Genomic DNA, 19,160 nt, shown 5'->3' on the forward strand with positions numbered 1-19,160 from the left:
TTAAATGTATGATAGAGAGCAATCTGGCTTCGTGTTTTATCATTTCTTTTCCATGGAGAAAAGTCAAACAAATTCTTATTTAAAAAATCATATTATGATTGACATTAAGTGTGGCTAAGCTCTAGACTTCGGCGCATATTTCACCGAATTTGAACTGGAAAATGGACGTAACAAATTTGGCTAACGTCTATTTAGCAATAGGCGTTGTCTGGATAAAAAAATTTGGTTTATGAAAGGGAAATTTGTTTTATGAAAGAATCACCACTGCTTTTGCCTCACTTCCTGATATTGCTGAAATTCTTTTAAAAGGCTTCTGTATGACCGCATGTAATCATCTTCAGCGTCACTCATTCCCGGCGAATAAAAAGCAAAGTTACCAAAAAACAAGTTATCAAAAACAAAGCTATCAAAAACAGTTAAACAGCGGAACATTAACTGTGACGGCTGAGTGTGGTGAAACGTCTCTGGAAGCGTTGTTTGATATTGCTGAACGACGTAATCCGAAAAGGGCATTCTTATTTGTCAGCAAAGTGCTCGGGCGTCATATTCCGGTCAGTCCGTCTATTATGCGTACAGTTTATCAGCAGTTGTCAGATAAATTCCCCGTTAATCTTCCCGGACCGGTGCTCTATATCGGGATGGCAGAAACGGCGGTTGGGCTGGCGGCGGGGGTTTTTCAGGAAACCCGGCATAAAGTTACTTCTCCGATATTTCTGACATCAACACGCCATCCGGTTGAAGGTGATTTGTTGTGTGAGTTTAAGGAAAATCATAGTCATGCAACAGACCATCTGATCTACTGGCCGAAAGAAGAACATTTGCGCCAGCGGGTAAGCCATGCCCGTACACTGGTTCTGATTGATGATGAAGCAACGACTGGCAATACTTTTCTCAATCTGTTTGAAGCATTGCGTTGTGCCGGGCTGGAACATATTGAACATATCATTACAGTGACTCTGACGGACTGGAGTGGGCAAAGCATCATAAAACGCTGCCCGCTTCCTGTCTCAGTTATTTCCCTGATAGAAGGTGAGTGGCAATGGGATGCGGATAGTTCAGCTCCTGTGCCGGTTATGCCTGCGGTGAATGTCACGGCACGGGGAAAAGTCGATATTATCGGCACACAGAACTGGGGGCGCTTGGGGCTGGACGATATTCAATATGATCTGGGTGCTGAGATCCTGGCTAACGTTGGTGAAAAGGTCTTGGTGCTGGGCTCCAGTGAATTTGTCTGGCAACCGTTTTTGCTGGCAGAACGCCTTGAGCAAGAAGGGGCTGCCGTGAAGTTTGGTTCGACAACCCGTTCTCCTATCTCTTGCGGGCACGCTATTCAGTCTGTGATGGCATTTACGGATAATTATGGTCTGGGGATCCCCAATTTTCTTTATAACGTAGCGCACCAGCAGTTTGATCGCGTCCTACTCTGCCTTGAAACACCTAAAGCCGCAGTTGATCCGAATCTGATGGAGCAATTATCTCTGGTTGCTCCAGTGATAGAGATTGTGACTTATGATTAAGCCCGTATTTTTTACTGATCTTGACGATACGTTATTTCAAACCCGCCGTAAAATAAATGATCTGACGGATATTACCTCGCTTCGCGTAGCGACTGTAGACAGGCAGCAGGCTCCTCATAGTTATATGACAGAACAGCAGGCTATGCTGGTTGACTGGCTGTTGGCGAATGCGGAAGTGATCCCTGTGACAGCCAGAAATACAGAGCAGCTTAGCCGGGTACAGCTTCCGTTCACTTCATGGCGTATTGCCACTCACGGTGCGGTGCTTCTGACACCGGAAGGGCATGCGGATCAGGTATGGCAGTCACATATGTTGGCTGAACTTCAGCATTACCGGGATAAATTGCTGGAATTGGAATATCAGGGGAATCGACTGATAGCATCCGGCGGTTTTTCTGTATGGTCACGCATTAACTATGAATATGGTGATGTCCCTGTTTATATTTCGTTTAAGTGTAATAAGCATAATCGGGCAAAAGAGCTTAAGACGCTGCTTACAGCAGTGACTCAGGTGATGAGTGATATTTTTGATGCCGACGATTTTTATTTTCACTACAACGATAATAACCTCGCTTTTTTACCTAAATGTGTCGATAAGGGATTGGCAACTCATCACCTTCTGCAAAGGCTTCACGATGAGAGAGGTGTTTTTCCTGTTATTGGCATGGGGGATAGCTTAAGTGATCATCGGTTTATGAAATGGTGTGACTGGCTTGCGATCCCTCAACGCAGTCAATTTGCTGACACATTAACGGCTTCTTTATTCGGAACCCTAAATAAATGAATAGTTTTCTTCCTTTTTCTGGCTCTTACGCCAGCGGTGATGTTCATTTCTTACTAAAGCCTGTTCAGATTGAAATGACACCGGTTGAGATTAAAGAACAGTTAATTCAGTCTGGCACCCGTCATTATTCTGAAATGTTGAGTCAGGAACCAGAACCGACCTCTTATCACCTTGAACTGTTTGATAAAGCACTGGAAATAGGAGCAACCAGACTGGCAACTGAAGTTGTTATGCTTGCCAAAGCTTTGGTATCACGTTTTGGTGACACACCTATTGTGCTGGTGAGCTTAGTCAGGGCGGGAGTTCCTCTGGGTGTGATGTTGCATCAGGTTTTACGGGATATGGGGCAACATTCGTATCACTATGGGATCAGTATCATACGGGATCGTGGCATTGATGATACGGCGCTCTCGTATATAGAACAGCAGCATGGGACGGCTGGTCTGGTATTTGTGGATGGCTGGACAGGTAAAGGTGCGATTACAGCAGAATTATCCCGTTCATTAGCTGGACGGCCGGGTTATTCAGGTATTCCCCGTTTGGTCGTACTGGCCGATCCGTGTGGATGTTCGTGGCTGGCAGCCAGTGATGATGATTGGTTAATTCCTTTTGGGATCATGGGAGCACCGGTATCAGGGTTAATATCGCGTTCAATCTGGAGTGAAAATGGGTTGCATGGATGTGTGAAATGTGATCATCTGAGTGAGTTTGAATGCAGTGGAATGCTGGTAGATACTGTTGCTGAATGCCGGGGGCATCTGGATTTGGCGACCATACCTGCGGCTGATTGGCAGCCTCAGGAGAAAATGGTTTTACTGCAATTAAGTAAGAAAGTTATTTCCACTCTTGCTGATTTATATGAGGTCAATAGCATTAATCGTATCAAACCGGGAATTGCGGAAGCAACGCGTGCTGTGCTGAGGCGTGTTCCTGAACAGGTACTTGTCCGTTCTAAAAATGATCCTGACGTTGCTTTGCTGGTTTATCTGGCACAGCAGAAAAATGTTGCCATTACAGAAGTAGGTGATTTGATTGGCCAATATCGGGCAGTCACGATTATCAAAAAAGTAGCATAAAAAAGGTGATCCGATGAAACAGAACCCTTTCGCAAACCAGCTTGGCGCGACACTTTATATGCCAGCGACCCGCCCAGATATTCCGGAAATTATCCTGTGTAATAAAGTGGTAGGATTACGTTCTTTGGTGATTTGTCTGGAGGATTCGGTCGTAGAAGAGGATATTCCCGTCGCTATCGAAAACCTCGTATCTGTATTACAGATACTGGCTGCGGCTAAGGGTTCAGCCGCTAATACTGATCATTATCCATTGATTTTTATCCGCCCACGGAATGAGTCTATGGGACGATATCTGGTCAATACTGTTGATCTTAGCCTTGTCACGGGTCTGGTATTGCCTAAATTCACGCAATCATTATTACCTGAATGGTGGGATATTATTGCTTCAACGCATCTTGGCGTTATGCCGACATTGGAAACTGAAGATGTTTTTGATGTGCAGCAAATGAACTATTTGGCCGATAAGCTAAAATCTCACCCTTTCTGCGAGCGGGTCATTGCGTTACGTGTTGGTGGTAATGATCTGATGAATCTTATTTCGATACGTCGTTCGCGTGAACTCACGTTATATGATGGCCCAATGGGGTATGTGATAAAAATGCTGGTGGCTGTTTTTGGTTCACGAGGTTTTTATTTAACAGCTCCCGTTTGTGAGCATATTGATAATCTGGAGTTACTTGAGAAAGAGCTTGTATTGGATATTGCTCATGGGTTTGTCGGGAAAACAGCTATTCATCCACGGCAAATAGAACATATCCATAAGGCATTGATGGTGAACAACCATGATTATGCTGATGCCTTAAAAATCCTTAATACAAAGCAGGCGGTATTTAAGTTTCAGGGCGCAATGTGTGAACCGGCTACACACTGGCGCTGGGCTGTAAATATTCTGGAACGGGCGAAATATAATGGTGTCTGTTCAGGAAGTGAAACTGAAAATTATGGGGTTTTTAACTCGCTTTAATATTGATTTACCAGCATGAGAAGCTATGCTGGATGCTGTGTTTATATATTAGGAAGTTACCGTATTCCTGACTTGGTAATTGAAAACGATGTTACTTAGCCCCAAACAACTCAGAAATTTTAAATTAACTTTGCTGCTTTCTCATGAAAGACCTGTCAGCAAGGTAAAAGTGATCGAGGCACTTAGTTGTTCTGGTCCAACATTGACTCGTACTTTAAGGGAACTAAGGGATCACTATCGTGCTGATATCCGGTTTAGCAAAATTGGAAATACTTACCAACTAGTAGATAAGGGGTTATTGACCAGAAAAGAGGTGCGCAGGATTGAAGAGCTGCTCACTCAGCATAATAACTTTGAATTAAAGGAAGCCACCAGCCACGTTTTCCTTGATAAGGAAAAGAAGAAACCGGTTTCCCTGTCATTACGGATGTCTGTCATCCGAAAAATAGACGGGCTATCCAATCGGCTTGGAACGAGCAGAAGTGAGATAGTTGAAATGTTCGTAGATAGGTTTATCGACGAATTACAGAAAGAAACCGCGAATGGTCATTCACGAAAAAGAACGGAGCCCCTTAATGCCAGCAAGTAATATTGAACTGGCATTAGGGCGGGTAAGATTTCTTTCTAATGATGATGGCGTGTGAGTTTATCCAGATATCCCATCACAAATGCTGATACCACAAAAGTGAGGTGGATAATCACATACCACATTAATTTACTATCCGGCACATTCCGAGCATCCATAAAGACACGCAGCAGATGAATGGATGAAATGGCAACAATGGAAGCCGCAACTTTATTTTTAAGCGAAGTGGCGTCCATTTTTCCTAACCAGTTTAATTTCTCTTTGTGCTCTTCGATATCTAATGTTGAAACAAAGTTTTCATAACCGGAGAACATGACCATCACTAATAATCCGCCAACCAGAGCCATATCAATCAGAGAAAGCAAAGTCAGGATCAACTCTGATTCAGCGATGGAAAAAATATGTGGCAGGACGTGAATGATCTCCTGAAAAAATTTTATAGCTAGTGCAAATAAAGCCAGTGATAAACCAAAATAAACAGGTGCAAGTAGCCAACGAGAGGCATACATTGTGTTTTCAATAAATCTTTCCATGTTGTTCTGAATATGTTGCAAAAGGAGCTGCATTATAGATCAAGATCGTGTGTGAGCTAATACATATCAACGAACCCTGAATTCTGACTCTAGTTTACTAACCCCTAATCCATTCATCTTTTCCACTTTGATTTGCACAGGGATACGCTCTTTCATGGCTTCAACATGGCTGATAACGCCGATGGTTTTCCCGGTTGCATTAAGGTGATCGAGTGCATCCAGTGCGATATCGAGAGTTTCAGAATCCAGCGTGCCAAATCCTTCATCAAGAAACAGGGATTCTATCTGGGTTTTGTTGCTCACCAGATCAGATAGTGCTAATGCCAGTGCCAGACTGACAAGAAAGCTTTCGCCGCCGGAAAGCGTTTTGGTATCTCGAATAGCATCGGCTTGCCACATATCAACCACTTGTAACTCAAGGCCGACATCATCTTTGTTTTGTCGTTTGCGTTGCAGATAGTAACGGCCATGTAATTTTTCTAACCGGCTATTTGCCAGATGTACCAAATGATCCAGTGTCAGCCCCTGAGCAAAACGCCGGAATTTAGCACCATCCGCAGAGCCGAGCAGGTTATTGAGATAGCTCCAGTCATCATAATTCTGTTGTGAGAGAGCTATTTGATCTAACAATTCTTGCTGATGATGTCTACTGTTGGCATCACTGGTGAGCCGGTTTTTGACTTCACCTTGCTGCTGGTTATTTTGTTTTAATTCATTGGCGGTATTACTTAACAACTCAGCTAGTTGTGATGGTTCAAACTGTTCCAACAGTAACGGTGATTTTTCCCTGTGGCGCTGTAACAGGGTTTCAGATTCGTGGCACCGTGTTTTAGCCTGCAGATTCTGTTTGGCAAGTTGTTCCTGCAGCCGTTGAAGATTTTCTCGTTGTTCCGGCATCAGTAAAGCCTGTTCAAAAGAGGCTTGATTAGGAAACTCTTGTTGTTGCAGACCTTGCTGGAAGGTGTCGGATGCCTGTTTGTATGCGGCTTCGGCAATATGGCAGCTTCGTGTGATTTCACCCGCAGCACCCGTTAATTGATTTACCTGATTCTGTAACTGTTGTAGATCAGCAGTGGCTTGTGTACAGGCGTTACCCAGTTCGCTCGCTTTTTGCTGCAATTCCTGACGTACAGTGTTGACGGATTGTTCGCCAAATAATTGATAACGTTGCTGCTGGGTTTCCTGCAATACCTGTTTCTGCTGTTGTTGCTGTTCAGTCAGTATTTGGTGTTTATTGATTATTCTGCTTTTTTGTTTTTCCAGTTCATTCAGTTTGCTTTGCAGGACGGCCTGTTCCTGCTGCAATTGCTGCCATTTTTCGCGGGAGCTGTGATAGTTTTTCAATTCAGTTTCACGTTGTTGTAACCAATTTCCTACTTCCTGCGGCTCTGGCAGTGTAAACGGCGTATCGTGTAATGTATTGATTAATTGCTCTGTTGTTGTGGCATATTCTGTTTCTGCCTGATGGAGTTCAGCCGTATTTTCCTTCAATTGCCTCTGATATGACTCTTGCCTGACTTTTTCCAATGCTGATTTTTGTTCATCTGATTTGGATTGTTCACGATGAGCTGAGAGTGTTTTTTCTGCAATTTGGTACTGCTTTTCAGCCTGCGTCAGTATTTCATATTGTTTCTGAGATTGGGTATAGGCTGACTGGCGCAGGGTAATAAAGTGCCTGACAGATTCAGCTTCCATTGGTAATTCGGGTGCTAGCAGTTGTTGGCAATGGTACTGCCATTGTTTAGTGATTTCTGCCAGCTGAGATGTGAAACGTTCTATGGATTGCTGTAGTTGTTCACCCTGTTGTTGCTGGAACTGCTGCTTTTGCTGTAAAGCAGAACGCTCTCCCTGTAGCTGCTCTATTTTTTGGCTAAGAATTTTCAGCCGCTCTTCTGATTTTGGTAGGGTGATGTTCTGATATTCACTAATCAAAGGGTGGTTATTTGACCCACAAAGCGGGCAGGCTTCCCCCTCTTTGAGCTGATTACGCTCCTGTTCCAGACTAATAATACGCTGTTCCAGACGAATTCGGGCGGTTAAATCCTGATGGTGTTGTTGTGTTTCTGTCAGTTGTATCTCAAGGGTATTTAACTGATCAGGTAAAGGCTTCAGTAATGATTGTGTTTGTGCAAATTGCGCTTGATTAGTTAAGATCGTTGCCTGTATTTGCTCGACTTGAGGCAGAAAAATTTCCAGTTGGTTTTGTGAATTGAGCTGTGATTGGTAATCTGATAACTGTTTTTGTAGTTGATCGGGTGAATATTGGGTTTGTAAGCTCAACAGTTTTTTTTCTGCAAGTTCAAGTGAATTCTGTAATGGTTGGTATTGTGCCGCCTGTTTTTCCAGAACTGTATTTAAACTATTCAGGTTTTCAGTTGTACGGGCAAGCTCAGTAGCCATTTGTTGTTGTTTTTGTCTGAGCTTGGTTATCTGTTCCTGTTTTTCTTTCTGACGGGAAAAGAGTTGCTGCCATTTCGGTAACTGTTTGTCGAGAGTGCGGAAATGAGGATGTTTTTCATCGTATGTTTCCAACACTTTCTGTTCTTTATTCAGCGATATGTGCTGGTTTTCAGCCAGTTGATACTGAGCTGATATTTCAGCGAGTTCCTGATTCTGCACAGTAGCTTCTTTTTCCAGCGTGAGCAGGTCCTTAGACTGAATAGCAATCTTATGATCGAGTGGCGTAACCTGCTCTGAGATCAATTTCTCCTGCTGTATATGATGCTGTTGATATTCTTTTTGAGCCTGTTCCAAATTAAGCTGTTTTTGTTGGGCAGGTTGCAGTAAAGCAACCTGTCGTTGTAGCTCGAATTGGATTTTTCTGCTTTGCTCATCAAGGCGCTGTTGTTCGGTTAAAGCCCGATTGTATGCATCCCATAATGGTCGGATTTTTTCAGCCGGTTCGCTGGCAGTCAATTGTTGTAACTGAGGAGAAGCATCCTGTATAGCCTGTTCAGTCTGTTGCAGTGATAACTTATGGTTCGTTAGTGACTGTTCTAGTTCATGCTGCCGTACAACCCATTGCTCAGCAACCTGTAAATCTTTTAGCTGTTGACCAAGCTGAATTTCTGAGGCAATCAGCCGTTGTTGTTGATTGCGATATTCTTCCAGTTGTTCTGCTGTTAATAATTCAATTGAAGATGCTTTTGCCTGCTGAATATTCAATTCGGACTGGGCTTCTTTATGGCGCTGATAAATCTCCTGTGACAGAATGCCATAAATTTCTGTACCGGTAAGTTCTTCCAATAAATCAGCCCGATCTTTATCATCGGCGTTTAAAAATGCCGCAAAATCCCCTTGTGACAGGAGTATAGATTTAGTAAACCGTTTAAAATCAAGTCCGGTTATTTCAGCAATCTTTTCTTTTTTATCGGGAATTTTGTCAGCCAGAATTTTGCCTGTTTTTTTATCCGCCAATTCTCCTTTCGGTGATTGGAGTTTTCCATCAGCCTGATTACGGGCACGCCGCTGACTCCAGAATGCCCGATAAGCAACACCTTTGATTTCAAATTCGACTTCTGACAGACATTCTGCGGTATGACGGGTCATTAATTCGTTCTGATTGGCTGAAATGGTACTGAGCCGGGGAGTCTCGTGATATAAGGCGAGGCAGATGGCATCCAGAAGCGTAGTTTTTCCCGCTCCGGTTGGGCCGGTAATGGCGAATAATCCATTGCTGGCAAAAGGCTCTGCTGTGAAATCAATTTTCCATTCACCCTGTAGAGAATTAATATTTTTCAACCGTAAGCTAAGAATTTTCATACTGCATCCTGACCGTTATTTCTGACTATTATTTCTGTGTACGCTGCTGAGTAATATCATACAATGTTTGCCTGAACAGAGTCGTCAGGCGCTGTTTTTTTGGCTGATCGTCAATTTCAGCCATAGCCAGCCGTCGTTCGAAAACTTCGGAAACGCTTAATTCAGTCAGCGTCTCTTTATTTTTCTCTGATAATGAGATTTGACGAGCACTTTTGCTGCGGCGCAACAGAATAATTTCTACAGGTAAATCCGCAGCCATAGTTTGAATACGTTTCTGAATGTCATGCAGATAATCCTGCGTTGCTACTTCAATATCCAGCCAGACAGGGCGCTCTCCCTGATAGTCACTGAAAGTGTGTAATTGCTCTTCTATTTGTTGCAGATTACCCCGAATGAGTTGCATTGGTTGATAATTCGGGACAGGTAACAGGGTGAGGCGATTGAATTTATCTTCCTTGAAATCCGCCAGACAGACACTTTTCTCTTGTCCAACTTCATCAAAACTCAATGGAATGGGAGAACCGCTATAACGGATATGCTCAGTTTTATTGACAGACTGAGGGCGGTGAATATGCCCCAGAGCAATATAGTCAGCAGGAGGGAATGCTTGTGCCGGGAAGGCATCCAATGTGCCAATATAAATATCCCGCACGGAGTCAGTTGTGGAGGCTCCAACTGTGGTTAAATGCCCGGTTGCAATAATCGGCAGAGATTGGCCAAGCTGCTCCCGTAAGCTACACGCCTGTTGGTAGAGCTGGTGGTAATGTGCAGAGATGGCATCCTGTAAAGCCTGTTGTTTCTGTATGGCTGACTGGCCTGCTTTACTGAACATAATATCTCGCGGGCGTAGATAAGGAATAGCGCACAGAATGGCTCCAGCCTGACCATTTTTGTTATTCAATACCTTAATTTGCTGTTGGGTATCAGTTTCAGCACAGGCAATAACAGTGGTATTCAGATAAGAGAACAGGGTTTTTGATTCATTGAGTGTTGCGACGGAGTCGTGGTTTCCTCCAAGAATGACAAGCTGACAGCCAGTGGATTGTAGGTCTACCACAAATCTGTTGTACAGTTCCCGGGCATAGCTGGGCGGAGAACCTGTATCGAAAACATCTCCGGCAATAATCAGGGCATCAACCTGATGTTCATTTATTTGTCTGATAAGCCACTGTAAGAAGTGCTGATGCTCTGCCGCACGGTTTTTAGTAAAGAAATATTGCCCAAGATGCCAGTCTGACGTATGAATAATCCGCATATTTTTGCTCTGCTTATCTTGCCTGTGTTACTGCTCTGCGCTGTCCTTGCGTCCAGCCTGCCCTGTTCAGATGTTAATTATAATGTGTGTTCTGCGGATGTCGTGGGTAATTATAATTTCATTCACAGATTTTCGAGCGGCTTCGCAATGGCAATGAAATAGAGTAATTGGTTGATAAATTCCTCGTAAGGTTGGTTACAGTTTTATGATTAAGATGAAATCTATTTCATAAAACTGTAATAAAATTGACTCACAATAGTTCACTGTGAATTTTGCTGACTTCAATCATACTGACAGGATTAACCATGGTTAGACGTATTTTGGTTGTTGAAGATGAAGCCCCAATTCGTGAAATGGTCTGTTTTGTTCTGGAGCAAAACGGATATGAGCCTGTTGAAGCAGAAGATTATGACACTGCCGTAGGGTGTTTGTCTGAACCTTATCCTGATTTAGTCCTGTTGGACTGGATGTTACCAGGTGGTTCAGGAATACAAATTATCAAACAGATGAAGCGTAATAACCCCACCAAAGATATTCCTGTCATGATGGTGACTGCACGGGGGGAAGAGGAAGATCGAGTGCGTGGGTTTGATGTTGGTGCTGATGATTATATTACCAAGCCATTTTCCCCCAGAGAGTTAATTGCCCGCGTTAAAGCTGTATTGCGTCGTATCTCCCCTATGGCAGCAGAAGATATTATCAATATAGAAGGACTGATGCTGGATTCTATATCTCACCGTGTTTCCAGTCAGGGGCAAAGTGTTGATATGGGACCAACCGAATTCAAACTTCTTCATTTTTTCATGACGCACCCGGAGCGTGTTTATAGTCGCGAGCAGTTGCTCAACTATGTGTGGGGAGCGAATGTTTATGTAGAGGATCGCACGGTAGATGTACATATTCGCCGCTTGCGTAAGGCACTAGAAATGGGTGGACATGATAAAATGGTGCAGACTGTTCGTGGCACAGGCTATCGCTTTTCTACCCGTTATTAACCTTTCCGGTCAGGTTTTGGCTACCTACATAAATTCAGTTTGAGAAGCCAATAATGAGGCAACTTGAAAAACAACAAACCTGTACTGGAGAGAGTTAAGTGCTTGAGAGATTATCCTGGAAAAAGCTGGTACTGGGGTTATTTATTTTCTGTCTGCCCGCAGTGATTTTGTCTTTCTTTGTCGGCCAACTGGCGTGGTTACTGGTTATTGCATTACTTCTGGCATTAGTATGGCATGGCTATAACTTACTGAAGTTATCTGACTGGCTCTGGCTTGATCGCAGTATGTTGCCTCCGACTGGCAGGGGAGGATGGGAACCAGTTTTCTATGGTATTTACCAGTTACAGCAACGTAATCGTAAGCGACGCAGGGAACTGGCATTATTAATTAAACGGTTCCGCAGTGGCGCAGAATCATTGCCGGATGCTTTGGTAATGATGACAGTGGAAGGGAATATTTTCTGGTGTAACCGTCTGGCTCAGCATTTATTAGGGTTTCGCTGGCCAGAGGATAATCGGCAGTCTATTTTCAATCTTCTTCGCTACCCTGATTTCAGCCGTTATATGGTAGCGGGTGATTTTACTTCTCCTCTCTCTCTTGAATTAAATAATGGTCATATCGTGGAATTTCAGTTGATGCCTTACTCGGAAAATCAATTATTGATGATTGCCCGTGACATCACGCAAAAAAGACGGTTGGAAAACTCCCGTCGTGATTTTTTCGCAAATGCCAGTCATGAACTGAAAACGCCGTTAACAGTGCTACAGGGTTATCTGGAAATGATGCAGGATCAGGAGCTCAGCGGGAAAGCAAGTCAGAAAGTAGTGGGTACTATGCAGGAGCAGGTACGGAGAATGGATTCTCTGGTCAGTCAGTTACTACATCTTTCCAGAATTGAGAGTGGCTCAAAGGTAGATGTGCACAATATGGTCGATGTTCCGGCTATGCTGGCTTTATTAGAGCAGGAAGTACAGACATTGGCAGATAAACAGCATGATATTGTATTTAATGTCGATAACACACTATATGTGCTCGGAAGTGAAGAGCAGCTCAGAAGCGCAATGTCGAATCTTATCCATAACGCTATTAACCATACCGAACAAGGAACCCGCATAGAGGTCAGTTGGTTGAGAACAGTTCATGGAGCGCTGTTTAAAGTCGAGGATAATGGACCCGGGATCAGCCCTGAACATTTACCGCGCCTGACAGAGCGTTTCTATCGCGTTGAACGTTCACGTTCGAGAAGAGCGGGTGGAAGCGGGTTGGGGCTGGCGATCGTGAAACATGCCTTACACCACTACAATACTCATCTTGATATCACAAGTACGGTCGGGAAAGGTTCTGTATTCAGCTTTTTATTACCTCTGCAGTGTATTGCTCCTGATACAGAAACTGATTAAAAAATCATAAGGTTAATAAAATTAAATGGTAATAATACAGGCAATAAAATGATTTATTAGCCAATGTGGGCAAAAAAAGTGCAAATCATATAGGGTGTAATCAATGATAGATGATAATAATCACTAATTTTGAAATTAGTTTGAAATATTGCTCTGCTTTTCGGTTTGTTACTTGCCTTTTAACGCTATAAAAGTTTTACTTGTGGGCAGTTGTTGGCGATTCTACCTGTTATTACCACTATCATTTTGTATCTAACAAGTATCAGTAAATATGATACTAATTACTGACTGTTTCATCAGGATCCAGTTTCGCCAGTGAAAATTCAAGTGCTTGCAATATTTCCTATTGTATATGCAATTCTTTTAGCAACAATAATGTAACAATCATTATGACACATCGTTTATCATCTAAGGATATTTGGGCATTAGGCTTTATGACCTTTGCCCTGTTTGTTGGTGCGGGAAATATCATTTTCCCACCTATGGTTGGCTTACAGGCAGGTGAACATGTTTGGGTCGCTGCTGCTGGTTTTTTGCTTACGGCTGTAGGTTTGCCTGTTATCACTGTTATTGCCCTGGCAAAAGTCGGTGGCGGTATTGAAGCGCTGAGTTCTCCTATCGGTAAAACAGCGGGTTTAATACTGGCAACGATCTGCTATTTGGCTGTTGGTCCGTTATTCGCAACGCCGAGAACAGCAACAGTTTCTTTTGAAGTGGGTATTGCTCCGTTAACAGGTTCAGGCGACCTTCCACTTTTTATCTATAGTGTTATTTATTTTTTGCTGGTGATTTTGGTTTCGCTATATCCGGGCAAGTTATTGGATAGCGTCGGGCATGTTCTGGCACCAATCAAAATAGCGGCACTGGTGATTCTTGGAGGTGCTGCTGTACTATGGCCGGCAGGGCATCCTATTCCTGCCATTGATACTTATCAGGAGATTCCGTTTTCAAACGGCTTTGTGAATGGCTATCTGACAATGGATACTCTGGCGGCGATGGTATTTGGCATTGTTATTGTCAATGCTGCACGCTCTAGAGGAGTGAAATCTTCTTCATTACTGACGCGTTATACTATGTGGGCAGGTTTGATTGCAGGATTTTGTCTGACTCTGGTTTACCTTTCTTTGTTCAAACTGGGAGAGGGTAGTGGCGACTTAGTACCTACGGCTGACAATGGTGCGGCTATTCTGCATGCCTATGTTCAGAATATTTTTGGTAACTATGGCAGTTTCTTCCTTGCGATACTGATCTTTATTGCTTGTATGGTAACTGCAATAGGCTTAACTTGTGCCTGTGCTGAGTTTTTCAGCCGCTATCTGTCACTTTCTTATCGCACTCTGGTCTTACTTTTGGGGCTCTTTTCCATGTTGGTTTCCAATCTGGGGCTGAGTCATCTGATTACGTTTTCAATTCCGGTACTTACGGCAATTTATCCCCCTTGTATTGCGCTGATATTGCTGAGTTTTACTAACCGCTGGTGGCATAATTTTACCCGTATTCTGGCCCCTGCTATGCTGGTAAGCCTGATGTTTGGGATTTTGGATGCCATTAAATCATCTCATTACCTGTTACATTTGCTGCCAGAGTGGGCCACTCATCTACCTTTAGCAGATAAAGGTCTGGCATGGTTAATACCAACTCTGCTGTCAGTGGTTGTATTTGCTCTTTATGATCGCATTGCGGGAGAAGCCAAACTCCCAAAGCATGAAATCCAGCAGGGACAAAGCTGATTATTATATTTTGATGTTTTTGTAGTAATAAGAAAATGAAACACCACAGCATGGATTTATGCTGTGGTGTTTTTGTTGTTCATTTTTTCACTAAAATAATTGTGCTTATCAGTAAATATAAAACCGAATTTTATTCATAATGAAAAAAACTCTGGTGAATTTAATCATTATTAGAAAGTGTTTTTTTAAATTCAGACTTATTAGTAAAAAATAATGGGAAAATGAAAATCATATATTAAGCATTCAATTATAGATAAGAGTAACCACCATGTTTGAAATTTAATTTGGAATATTGCTCTGCTTTTTGGTTTGCTACTTGCCTTTTTGCGATATAAACGCTTTACTTATACTTGTTTGTTGGCGATTCTGGTTGTTACTCTGATTGGGTAGCATGTGCTTATCACTGAGCATAAGCTCCTCTCAGAATTAAAGTAAAAATTCAGTTTACCAATGAAAATTCGGTGCTTATAGCGGTTTTTTTATTTACATTTCGTAACCGCGTTTATAGCACTTATCATTTCATATGTAATTTTAAACAATAATATATTATCAATCACTATGGCACATCGTTTATCATCTAAAGATATTTTGGCATTAGGTTTTATGACCTTTGCCTTATTCGTCGGGGCGGGAAATATTATCTTTCCGCCTATGGTTGGCTTACAGGCCGGAGAGAATGTTTGGATTGCAGCTGCTGGCTTTTTGCTGACCGCTGTTGGTCTGCCTGTTATCACTGTTATTGCGCTAGCGAAAGTCGGTGGCGGTATTGAAGCGCTGAGTTCTCCCATGGGGAAAACGGCGGGTTTGATATTGGCTACTGTCTGTTATTTGGCGGTTGGCCCACTATTTGCAACACCGAGAACGGCAACGGTTTCTTTTGAAGTCGGTATTGCGCCAATAACCGGAGGCGGCAAACTTCCGCTTTTCATTTACAGTGTCATCTATTTTCTGTTGATGATCCTGATATCTCTTTATCCCGGTAAATTATTGGATAATGTTGGACGTATATTAGCGCCTATTAAGATGTCTGCATTAGTTATTCTGGGGATTGCAGCTATATTGTGGCCGGCAGGTAATCCGATTCCGGCGACTGATGTTTATCAGGAAATGCCATTCTCAAATGGTTTTGTGAATGGTTACCTGACTATGGATACTCTGGGGGCAATGGTTTTTGGTATTGTGATTGTTAATACTGTGCGTTCCAGAGGAGTGGAGTCTTCTGCATTACTGACTCGCTACACCATATATGCAGGCTTAATCGCAGGGCTTTTTCTTACGCTGGCTTACCTCTCTTTTTTCAAATTAGGTGAAGGTAGCGGTGCATTAGTACCTAATGCTGAGAATGGTGCAGTGATCTTACATGCTTATGTTCAGAATACTTTTGGTAACTATGGCAGTTTTCTCCTTGCGGTACTGATCTTTATGGCCTGTATGACGACTGCAATTGGCTTAACTTGCTCCTGTGCTGAGTTCTTCAGTCGTTACCTGCCATTGTCGTATCGTGCAATGGTTTTATTATTGGCTTTTTTCTCCATGCTGGTTTCCAATCTGGGGTTGAGCCATTTGATTACGTTTTCAATTCCGGTGCTTACAGCAATTTATCCACCTTGTATTGTGTTAGTACTATTGAGTTTCACCAGTGGTTTGTGGAATAACTTTTCCCGGATACTGGCTCCGGCTATGCTGGTGAGTCTGATGTTTGGGGTGCTGGATGCAGCTAAGGCTTCAAATTATCTTGTTCATTTTTTGCCGGAATGGGCGACACATCTCCCTCTGGCTGACCAAGGACTGGCATGGCTAATTCCGACTTTGTCGTCGGTGGGTATATTTGCTATTTATGACCTTATTGTGGCAGAAAGAAAAATTCCAAAGTACGAGGTATAGCAGAAATAGAAGCGATTATTATTCGTTAATTTTATTTTTAGAAACGATAAGCGGCACTAATTTGTGCCGCTTTTTACCTTTATGGGTTATCTATTATTTTTAAAAGATAATTGCGTTATTGAACAGTAAATAGAATTTTGTTTCGCTTGATAAGCGATATTATAAATCTCCAAAATAATGTAAGTAAAAAGTTTGAAAGAAAGGTAATTACTGTCGAGTGTTCTGAAGTTTTTCTGGTGAGTGTAAAGGTAAGGCTGAATACCATTATGGGGTAATTAATGCTAATAATTTTTTCCAAGCAGGAAAATCATTCATGAGTTTAATAATAAAAATTAATCCCCTATAAAATATAGTTGGATATAAAAATGAATTGACAATTTTAAGTTTTATAGCATTAATAGCGTGTTAGTCAAGGGGGGGAGCGGATTCGATAGGGCTATGAGTTTGCTCAATCAGAGTAACTATTTCGGCACCTTTATACGTTTACTCAGATTATATTTATTGAGTCAATATTCTTTAATATTAATGTGAGCTTAAATATCACCTTTTTGGTATTAACGAAAAATTATATATATTTAGGTACTTAAGGAATATATAGGTAGTTATTTTACCAGATTGCGATGCTTTCTTCTGATGACTTCCGGCATTAGGTATGCCGAACGTGGTGGAGTTTGCACTACTTTAATTGATGGCAACGAGCGTGAGGCTCATTAGATTGAGTGAAAACACTAAACGTAGCACCCAACAGTATATCGTGGCATTATCTACGATAATCCACTGCTCCGTCATATCTATTCTGGGTCAAGATGATTCAGAACATAAATGAGATACTAACAGACTCATTACACAATAATATCGACGAGATAATGGAGACACTTAAACGCTGTTTGGATAAGTGACACCTTATCTAGAGATAGTTATTGGCGATTGTGGCTGTTTTTATCGCTATCATTTTGTATCTTGCGGGGATTAGTGAATATGATGCTACCACTGATTGTTGGGTCAGGATCCAGTTTCGCGAGTGGAACTCAATTAACTGCATTGGTTACTATCTTATCTGTAATTGTATTTAAAACAATAAGTTAACAATTATTATGACATACTGTTTATCATCTAAAGATATTTGGGCATTCGGTTTTATGACCTTTGCCTCATCCCGCGGGGCAGAAGATACGATTTCCCCATCTATGGTTAACCTGAAGGCAAGTGAGCGTGTTTGGAACGCTGATGCGGCTCTTTTGCTGACTGCTGTGGAACTGGATACATGTGCTGGCACCGTATCTGTTCGGGGGTTAGCATGAGTCAACAATGGACTTCCCGTTTGGGACATATATTAGCAGCAACCGGATCTGCCGTTGGCATTGGTGCCATTTGGAAATTCTCTTATGTTTCAGCCACAAATGGTGGTGGTGCATTTCTGATTGTATTTTTATTGTTTAGTTTTGTGATTGGACTAGCTGTCCTGTTAGCTGAAAATATACTGGGCAGTAGTACAAGTGAAGTGGCTGTTAATGCGTTTAAAAAATTACTCGGTAAACACTGGGGATGGGTTGGCTTTATAGGTGTACTGAGCTCATGGTGTATCTATAGTTTCTACAGTGTTGTCGGTGGCTGGACCATCGGTTATACGGTGATGGCGGGCACAGGCCAATTAAATATTACAGATACCTCTCAACTGACATCTATTTTCACCAATTTCATTAGTGATCCTTGGTGGCCGATAATTGCACATCTGGCATTTTCAGGGCTAACTTGTTACGTAGTGCTATCTGGTGTGCAAAAAGGCTTGGAAAAAGCAGTTAAGGTCATGATGCCAATGTTATTCCTGATCATGATAATGCTGATTATTGTTGGTATCCGCTTACCCGGCTCATCAGAAGGTCTAAAATTATTTTTATACCCAGACTTCAATAAATTGACCGGAAAAGGTGTTTTAGATGCATTAGGGCTGGCATTCTTTTCACTTTCTATCGGTTTGGGTATCCACATTACTTATAGTTCCTATTTACCGAGTAACAAAGGTATTTGTAGGTCGAGTATCTGGGTTGTAATCCTCTCCTGTTTGGTCTGTGTATTGGCTGGTCTGATGATTTTTCCTGCTTTGGCTGCGGCTGGTTTACAACCCAATGCAGGCCCCGGCTTAACGTTCATGACAATGCCAATTTATTTTGCGAGTCTGCCCGGTGGTTCAATTCTAGCAGTCACGTTCTTTTTGTTATTACTGATGGCCGCACTGACCTCAGCAATTTCATTACTTGAGCACATTGTTGCTTATGTTCAGAGTCGTTTTAAATGGCGGCGCCGTAAAGCAAGCTTAGTCGTTACGGCATCGATTATGTTAATGGGGATCCCTGTTTCCTTATCTTTTGGCCCGCTAAGTCACGTTACATTAGGTGGAAAAACCATCTTTGACATGCTGGATTTCATTACGTCCAATGTTCTGATGCCATTGTTCGGGATTATCATTTGCCTCGTATTTGGCTGGTCACGTAAGGCTAATGATTTAATTCCTGAGAATATGCCATCGCGGAGCCGCCAGTGTTTACTGTTTATATGGAGATATGTCGGGCCATTATGCATTGGGGTGATTTTAGTACACGGTCTTATGCCTAGCTAACACACTATCTGAGTGGCTTTGAAAAATAGCTAAAATAAATAAGGGTGGGCATTTGAA

Annotated in this window: 14 protein-coding genes; 11 read left to right on the plus strand and 3 right to left on the minus strand. The window is 42.3% G+C overall.

Annotation, left to right across the window (positions count from 1 at the left end):
* Window positions 1-317: 317 nt before the first annotated feature.
* From Xsto_RS06235 to Xsto_RS06255, 5 genes are all read left to right on the plus strand, one after another.
* On the plus strand, window positions 318-1,517 hold the full coding sequence (locus tag Xsto_RS06235; protein WP_099124448.1) for a phosphoribosyltransferase domain-containing protein: 1,200 nt from the start codon (window positions 318-320) through the stop codon (window positions 1,515-1,517).
* Window positions 1,510-2,301 carry an HAD family hydrolase gene (locus Xsto_RS06240; RefSeq protein ID WP_099124408.1) on the plus strand — a complete coding sequence of 264 codons (792 nt, stop codon included), beginning with the start codon at window positions 1,510-1,512 and terminating at the stop codon, window positions 2,299-2,301. The genes Xsto_RS06235 and Xsto_RS06240 overlap by 8 nt, the downstream gene beginning before the upstream one ends.
* Window positions 2,298-3,377, plus strand: a complete 1,080-nt coding sequence (locus Xsto_RS06245) for a cysteine protease StiP family protein (protein ID WP_099108748.1) — start codon at window positions 2,298-2,300, stop codon at window positions 3,375-3,377. The genes Xsto_RS06240 and Xsto_RS06245 overlap by 4 nt, the downstream gene beginning before the upstream one ends.
* 13 nt (window positions 3,378-3,390) lie before the next feature.
* Window positions 3,391-4,341, plus strand: a complete 951-nt coding sequence (locus Xsto_RS06250; protein WP_099108747.1) for an HpcH/HpaI aldolase/citrate lyase family protein — start codon at window positions 3,391-3,393, stop codon at window positions 4,339-4,341.
* 88 nt (window positions 4,342-4,429) lie between these two features.
* The gene (locus Xsto_RS06255) at window positions 4,430-4,930 is read left to right on the plus strand and encodes a tellurium resistance protein TerW (protein ID WP_099108746.1); all 501 of its coding nucleotides are present in this window, start codon (window positions 4,430-4,432) and stop codon (window positions 4,928-4,930) included.
* A gap of 35 nt (window positions 4,931-4,965) precedes the next feature.
* Here Xsto_RS06255 and Xsto_RS06260 read toward each other — a convergent pair whose 3' ends face one another.
* The 3 genes from Xsto_RS06260 to sbcD all read right to left on the minus strand — a co-directional run bounded on the left by Xsto_RS06260 (window position 4,966) and on the right by sbcD (window position 10,477).
* Complete coding sequence (locus Xsto_RS06260) at window positions 4,966-5,460, minus strand: TIGR00645 family protein (RefSeq protein WP_099108879.1); 495 nt, start codon at window positions 5,458-5,460, stop codon at window positions 4,966-4,968.
* A gap of 66 nt (window positions 5,461-5,526) precedes the next feature.
* Window positions 5,527-9,222, minus strand: a complete 3,696-nt coding sequence (locus Xsto_RS06265; protein WP_099124409.1) for an AAA family ATPase — start codon at window positions 9,220-9,222, stop codon at window positions 5,527-5,529.
* 28 nt (window positions 9,223-9,250) lie between these two features.
* Complete coding sequence (gene sbcD, locus Xsto_RS06270) at window positions 9,251-10,477, minus strand: exonuclease subunit SbcD (RefSeq protein WP_099124410.1); 1,227 nt, start codon at window positions 10,475-10,477, stop codon at window positions 9,251-9,253.
* Window positions 10,478-10,782: 305 nt separating this feature from the next.
* Here sbcD and phoB point away from each other — a divergent pair, with 305 nt between their 5' ends.
* The 6 genes from phoB (at window position 10,783) to Xsto_RS06305 (ending at window position 19,103) form a co-directional block, all read left to right on the plus strand.
* On the plus strand, window positions 10,783-11,472 hold the full coding sequence (gene phoB / locus Xsto_RS06275) for a phosphate regulon transcriptional regulator PhoB (RefSeq protein ID WP_099108743.1): 690 nt from the start codon (window positions 10,783-10,785) through the stop codon (window positions 11,470-11,472).
* Between the two features lie 98 nt (window positions 11,473-11,570).
* On the plus strand, window positions 11,571-12,872 hold the full coding sequence (phoR, locus tag Xsto_RS06280) for a phosphate regulon sensor histidine kinase PhoR (RefSeq protein WP_099108742.1): 1,302 nt from the start codon (window positions 11,571-11,573) through the stop codon (window positions 12,870-12,872).
* A gap of 389 nt (window positions 12,873-13,261) precedes the next feature.
* On the plus strand, window positions 13,262-14,602 hold the full coding sequence (gene brnQ, locus Xsto_RS06290) for a branched-chain amino acid transport system II carrier protein (RefSeq protein WP_099108741.1): 1,341 nt from the start codon (window positions 13,262-13,264) through the stop codon (window positions 14,600-14,602).
* 558 nt (window positions 14,603-15,160) lie between these two features.
* Complete coding sequence (gene brnQ / locus Xsto_RS06295) at window positions 15,161-16,486, plus strand: branched-chain amino acid transport system II carrier protein (protein ID WP_099124411.1); 1,326 nt, start codon at window positions 15,161-15,163, stop codon at window positions 16,484-16,486.
* Between the two features lie 1,094 nt (window positions 16,487-17,580).
* Window positions 17,581-17,787 carry a branched-chain amino acid transport system II carrier protein gene (locus Xsto_RS06300; RefSeq protein WP_099124412.1) on the plus strand — a complete coding sequence of 69 codons (207 nt, stop codon included), beginning with the start codon at window positions 17,581-17,583 and terminating at the stop codon, window positions 17,785-17,787.
* The gene (locus Xsto_RS06305) at window positions 17,784-19,103 is read left to right on the plus strand and encodes a sodium-dependent transporter (RefSeq protein ID WP_099108738.1); all 1,320 of its coding nucleotides are present in this window, start codon (window positions 17,784-17,786) and stop codon (window positions 19,101-19,103) included. Before Xsto_RS06300 ends, Xsto_RS06305 begins: the two co-directional genes overlap by 4 nt.
* Window positions 19,104-19,160: the final 57 nt, after the last annotated feature.

This window comes from Xenorhabdus stockiae (assembly GCF_002632825.1).
Taxonomy (GTDB): Bacteria; Pseudomonadota; Gammaproteobacteria; order Enterobacterales; family Enterobacteriaceae; genus Xenorhabdus; species Xenorhabdus stockiae.

Coding starts and splice junctions, on each gene's coding strand:
- Xsto_RS06235 (WP_099124448.1), top strand. CDS start 318: ATGACCGCATGTAATCATCTTCAGCGTCACTCATTCCCGGCGAATAAA.
- Xsto_RS06240 (WP_099124408.1), top strand. CDS start 1,510: ATGATTAAGCCCGTATTTTTTACTGATCTTGACGATACGTTATTTCAA.
- Xsto_RS06245 (WP_099108748.1), top strand. CDS start 2,298: ATGAATAGTTTTCTTCCTTTTTCTGGCTCTTACGCCAGCGGTGATGTT.
- Xsto_RS06250 (WP_099108747.1), top strand. CDS start 3,391: ATGAAACAGAACCCTTTCGCAAACCAGCTTGGCGCGACACTTTATATG.
- Xsto_RS06255 (WP_099108746.1), top strand. CDS start 4,430: ATGTTACTTAGCCCCAAACAACTCAGAAATTTTAAATTAACTTTGCTG.
- Xsto_RS06260 (WP_099108879.1), bottom strand. CDS start 5,460: ATGGAAAGATTTATTGAAAACACAATGTATGCCTCTCGTTGGCTACTT.
- Xsto_RS06265 (WP_099124409.1), bottom strand. CDS start 9,222: ATGAAAATTCTTAGCTTACGGTTGAAAAATATTAATTCTCTACAGGGT.
- sbcD (WP_099124410.1), bottom strand. CDS start 10,477: ATGCGGATTATTCATACGTCAGACTGGCATCTTGGGCAATATTTCTTT.
- phoB (WP_099108743.1), top strand. CDS start 10,783: ATGGTTAGACGTATTTTGGTTGTTGAAGATGAAGCCCCAATTCGTGAA.
- brnQ (WP_099108741.1), top strand. CDS start 13,262: ATGACACATCGTTTATCATCTAAGGATATTTGGGCATTAGGCTTTATG.
- brnQ (WP_099124411.1), top strand. CDS start 15,161: ATGGCACATCGTTTATCATCTAAAGATATTTTGGCATTAGGTTTTATG.
- Xsto_RS06300 (WP_099124412.1), top strand. CDS start 17,581: ATGACATACTGTTTATCATCTAAAGATATTTGGGCATTCGGTTTTATG.
- Xsto_RS06305 (WP_099108738.1), top strand. CDS start 17,784: ATGAGTCAACAATGGACTTCCCGTTTGGGACATATATTAGCAGCAACC.